Source organism: Streptomyces sp. NPDC059142 (assembly GCF_042755665.1).
In the GTDB taxonomy this organism is placed as follows: Bacteria; Actinomycetota; Actinomycetes; order Streptomycetales; family Streptomycetaceae; genus Streptomyces.
In genome coordinates this window covers 21,125-25,274 of the sequence record NZ_JBHZDA010000017.1, presented here as the reverse complement: position 1 = coordinate 25,274, position 4,150 = coordinate 21,125, and the positions used below count along the sequence as shown (strand labels likewise).

The 4,150-nt window shown below is 76.0% G+C and carries 6 protein-coding genes; 5 read left to right on the top strand and 1 reads right to left on the bottom strand.

The window, feature by feature from the left end; translation table 11 throughout:
- Window positions 1-238: 238 nt before the first annotated feature.
- From ACFXPK_RS09300 to ACFXPK_RS09280, 5 genes are all read left to right on the top strand, one after another.
- Entirely contained in the window at window positions 239-1,207 is a 969-nt protein-coding gene (locus ACFXPK_RS09300; protein WP_385073331.1) for a pyridoxal-phosphate dependent enzyme, read from the top strand.
- Window positions 1,208-1,347: 140 nt separating this feature from the next.
- Window positions 1,348-1,758: a sortase-dependent protein gene (locus tag ACFXPK_RS09295; protein WP_385073328.1), complete on the top strand. Its 411-nt coding sequence runs from the start codon at window positions 1,348-1,350 to the stop codon at window positions 1,756-1,758.
- A complete protein-coding gene (locus ACFXPK_RS09290) occupies window positions 1,755-2,384 on the top strand; it encodes a class F sortase (RefSeq protein WP_385007839.1) in 630 nt (209 codons plus the stop codon). The genes ACFXPK_RS09295 and ACFXPK_RS09290 overlap by 4 nt, the downstream gene beginning before the upstream one ends.
- A 114-nt stretch (window positions 2,385-2,498) precedes the next feature.
- Window positions 2,499-2,990 carry an RNA polymerase sigma factor gene (locus tag ACFXPK_RS09285; protein WP_385007837.1) on the top strand — a complete coding sequence of 164 codons (492 nt, stop codon included), beginning with the start codon at window positions 2,499-2,501 and terminating at the stop codon, window positions 2,988-2,990.
- Entirely contained in the window at window positions 2,974-3,465 is a 492-nt protein-coding gene (locus tag ACFXPK_RS09280; RefSeq protein ID WP_385007835.1) for a hypothetical protein, read from the top strand. Before ACFXPK_RS09285 ends, ACFXPK_RS09280 begins: the two co-directional genes overlap by 17 nt.
- Before the next feature lie 30 nt (window positions 3,466-3,495).
- Here ACFXPK_RS09280 and ACFXPK_RS09275 read toward each other — a convergent pair whose 3' ends face one another.
- A complete protein-coding gene (locus ACFXPK_RS09275) occupies window positions 3,496-3,942 on the bottom strand; it encodes an RNA-binding S4 domain-containing protein (protein ID WP_385007833.1) in 447 nt (148 codons plus the stop codon).
- Window positions 3,943-4,150: the final 208 nt, after the last annotated feature.

The following is a 4,150-nucleotide window of genomic DNA, read 5'->3' as shown; positions in this document are numbered from 1 at the left end:
GGAGTCCGCGCGCGCGGGAGCGCCACCCCCCCCCCGGGGGGCGCGCCGCCGCCCCCCGCTCGCGCGGGCTCGCGCGGCGGCGCGGGGGCCCCCCCCCCCCCCGACCCGTCGGCGCCCGTCGTCCAGGCGGTCTGGGAGCGCGTCACCGGCTGGTGACCGCCCCGCCCCGCCGCCGCGCCCCCTCACCCCGCCGCCCGACGAGACCGGACCCCCTGTCCCCGATCCACGCGAGGAACCCATGGCCGCCGCCCTGCCCGTGACCTTCGACAACATCCGCGAGGCCGCCGTACGCCTCGACGGCATCGCCCACCGCACCCCCGTGCTGACCTCCCGCACCCTCGACTCCCTCGTCGGCGCCGAGGTGTTCGTCAAGTGCGAGAACTTCCAGCGGGTCGGCGCCTTCAAGTTCCGCGGCGCCTACAACGCCGCCGCCCAGCTCTCCCCCGCCCAGCTCGCCCGGGGCATCGCCGCCTACTCCTCCGGCAACCACGCCCAGGCCACCGCGCTGGCCGCCCGGGAACTGGGCACCACCGCCGTCGTCCTGATGCCCGAGGACGCCCCCCGGTCGAAGCGGGAGGCCACCGCCGGATACGGCGCGGAGATCGTCACGTACGACCGCTACACCCAGGACCGCACCGCGCTGGGCGAGGCGCTCGCCGCCGAGCGTGGTCTCGCGCTCATCCCGCCCTACGACCATCCGCATGTCATCGCGGGCCAGGGCACCGCGGCCCTCGAACTCTTCGAGGAGACCGGGGAGCTGGACCTGCTCCTCGCGCCCGTCGGCGGCGGGGGCCTCGTCGCCGGCAGCGCCGTCGCCGCCACGGCCCTGTACCCCCGTATCCGTACCGTCGGTGTCGAACCCGCCGAGGGCGACGACACCAAGCGCTCCCTGGAAGCGGGGGAACGCGTCACCGTCCCCGTGCCCAGGACCCTCGCCGACGGGCAGGCGCTCGCCACCCCCGGCGAGATCACCTTCGCCGTCAACCGGCGGCTCCTCGACTCCGTCGCCCTCGTCGACGACGACGAGATCCGCGACGCCATGCGCTTCGCCTTCGAACGGCTCAAGATCGTCCTCGAACCCAGCGGTGCGAGCGCCCTGGCCGCGCTCCTCTCCGGACGCGTCGGGCACCGCGCCCGGCGGATCGGCCTCATCGCCTCCGGCGGGAACATCGACACCCGGCGCTTCGCCGGGATCGTCACCGCCTGACGCCCCCGCCCCCGGAAACACCCCTCCGGCGACTTTGCCATCTCTTTACAACCCGTCCCCCCGCTGTCTCGTCTCTCCGTTCGATCCGTAAGCAGCCCGCCGCGTCCACCGGGCGGGCGGACCGACGAAAAGAGCGATTCATGCGCCGAACCGTCCTCCGCGCCGTAGCACTCGCGTGCACCGCCGTCCTCGCGGGCGCCGTCCCCGCCTTCGCCGCCGGGGAGGCCCCGTCGCCGGCCCCCGCCACCGCGTCCAAGACCGACCCCACCCCGGTCCCGGCCGACCCCGCCCCCGAGGAAGCCCCCACCAAGGCCGCCCCCGTCCCCGAGCAGGCCCCCACCGAGGCCAACGCGACCGAGGCCCCGAGCCCCGCCCCGAAGAAGCCGGGCCAGGTCACCGTCGTGCCCGAGGGCGCGCCCGACACCGGCGCCGCGCCCGTGGCGGACTCCGGGATCGGCGGCGGGCTGATCGGCGGAGGCGCCGCCGCCGCGTTCGCCGTGGGCGGCGCGACCCTCCTTCTCGTACGGCGCCGCCAGGCGACCGGAGCGTGACCTCGCTCTCCAGGCGCGCCTTCCTGACCACGGCGACCGCGTCCACGGCCGCCCTGCTGGTGGGCTGCGGCGCCGGAGGTGGCGGGACGGCGGCGAGCGGCACCACCGCGCACTCCGGCGGCACACCGTCGCCGGTGCCGTCGTCCACGCGTACGGCGCCGGACGGCGGGCCCTCGGTGCCGGTCGGGCTGGAGATCCCGGCCATCGGAGTCGACACCGCGGTCATGACGCTGGGGCTCGCCCCGGACGGGACCGTGCAGACACCGCCGATCTCCGCGAACGACCGGGCGGGCTGGTACCGGCACTCGCCGGTGCCGGGCCGGACCGGACCGTCGGTGATCCTCGGTCATGTCACGGTCGGCGCCTACGGGGCCGGGGTCTTCCACCGTCTCGCCCGGCTCCAGCAGGGCGACCGGATCGTGACGCGCCTGGAGAACGGCGAGCGGGTGACGTTCGCCGTCACCACCGTACGGACGGTCGCCAAGGCCGACTTCCCGACGGAGACGGTCTACGGGAACGTCGACCGGCCGGAGCTGCGTCTCATCACCTGCGGCGGAGAGCTCACCGAGGACGGCTACCCCGACAACGTGATCGCCTTCGCGAAGCTGGCGTCCGCGTCCTCCTGACCCCGCCCGAACCCCCGCTCCGTACGCGGCCCCGGGCCGGTGGAACCGTGATCCGCCGGCCCGGGGCCTCCCTCCTGCCTCCCCCCACGAGTGCCCTCACGACCATGGAGAGCGTTGAAACGGTCCCGCGAGAAAGCAGCGTCCGAGCTGTTCGCCGCGCTCTACCCCCGCCTCTCCGGCTGGTGCCGCCGGCTGGTCGACGACGACGAGACGGCCCACGAGATCGCCTCGGAGGCGTTCACCCGGCTCTGGGCGCGCTGGACATCCGTCGCGGAGCCCCAGGGCTTCCTGTACGTGACCGCCGCCAACCTGGTCAGGGACCACTGGCGCAAACTGGAGCGCGAGCGCAGGGCCGTGCACCGGGCCGGGGTCGAGGCCTCCGTCCGTCCGCGGACCGAACAGGACGACCCGTCGGTCCGGCTGCTCGTACAGTCACTGCCGGAACGGCTGCGCGTCCCGATCCTGCTGCACTACTACGCCGACATGCCGATCCGGGAGGTGTCCGTACTGACCGGGCGCAAGGAAGGAACCGTCAAGGCCGACCTCCACGCGGCCCGCGAACTGCTCCGCGCCCACCTGAGGAGAAGCGTTGATCACACACTCTGACGAGGGTCCGGAGTTCGAGCCCGACGACCCGCTCGCGGTCATCCTGCGACCGTCCGCCGACCATCTGCGCCCGCCGCCCGGCCGGTACGAGGCGATCCGCCGCACCGCCGCCCGCCGCCGGCTGGTCCGCGCCGCGGTCGGGGTCGGGGTGTCCTGCGCCGTCGTCACCCTCGTCGTGCTGCCCCTGCGTTACGCGACGGAGATGGCGCCCACGGCCCCGACGGCCCCGCTCGCCCCGCCGCCCGCGAGCACCCCGCCCGCGCCGACCCCGTCGGCCGAGCCCGGCTCGGCGCCGCCGACCGGCTCCGGACCCACCGGGACGCCCTCGCCCGACAGCCCGTCGCCCGCGACCGCCTCGACCGGCGCCCCCTCCCTCGCGCCACCGGTGGCGCCGACCCCGTCCGCGCCGTCGACCGGAGGCTCGACGGTCCCGGAGGAGGTCCCCGTCGAACACACGCCGGCCCCCCGCACCTGACGCCTCGGAGCCTCAGGAGTCCTGGGGGCGTCAGAAGTCCTGGGCGGGTGCGGAGTCCTGGGCGCCGCGCAGCCGTTCCAGCTCCCGGCGGTCCCGCTTCGTCGGACGCCCCGCGCCCCGGTCCCGTACCGGGACCGACGGGGTCAGCTCACGCGGCGGGGGCGGCGGGCTGTTGTCGACGTAGCACTCGGCCGCCACCGGGGGCCCGACCCGTTTCCGTACCGCACGCGAGACCACGACCACCCGGTCGCGGCCCGCGTGGCGCAGCCGGACCTCGTCGCCCGGCTTCACCGCGTACGCGGGTTTGACGCGCTCGCCGTTGACGCGGACGTGGCCCGCGCGGCAGGCCGTGGCCGCCTGGGAGCGGGTCTTGGTGAGCCGTACGGACCAGATCCAGGTGTCGACCCTGGCCGTTCCCTCGCCCGGCGCCGACACCGGTGCCGCGCCCGTGCTCGTACCGGAAGCCTCAGAAGCCATGCGTCGAGGGTAGCCGGGCCCGGCACGCGGATGGGGTGGCGCCGGTCCGAGCGGCGCCACCCCTGGTCACACGTGGTTCACCGGACCGGGGGCGCGGGCCCGCCCCGCGGCCGCCCCGCGGCCCACGCCGCTTTTGGGGGGGCCGGTGTGGCGGCGCGACTTGTACCAGGCGGGGGGGGGGAGTCGGGGGGGGGGCGGGGCCGCCGCG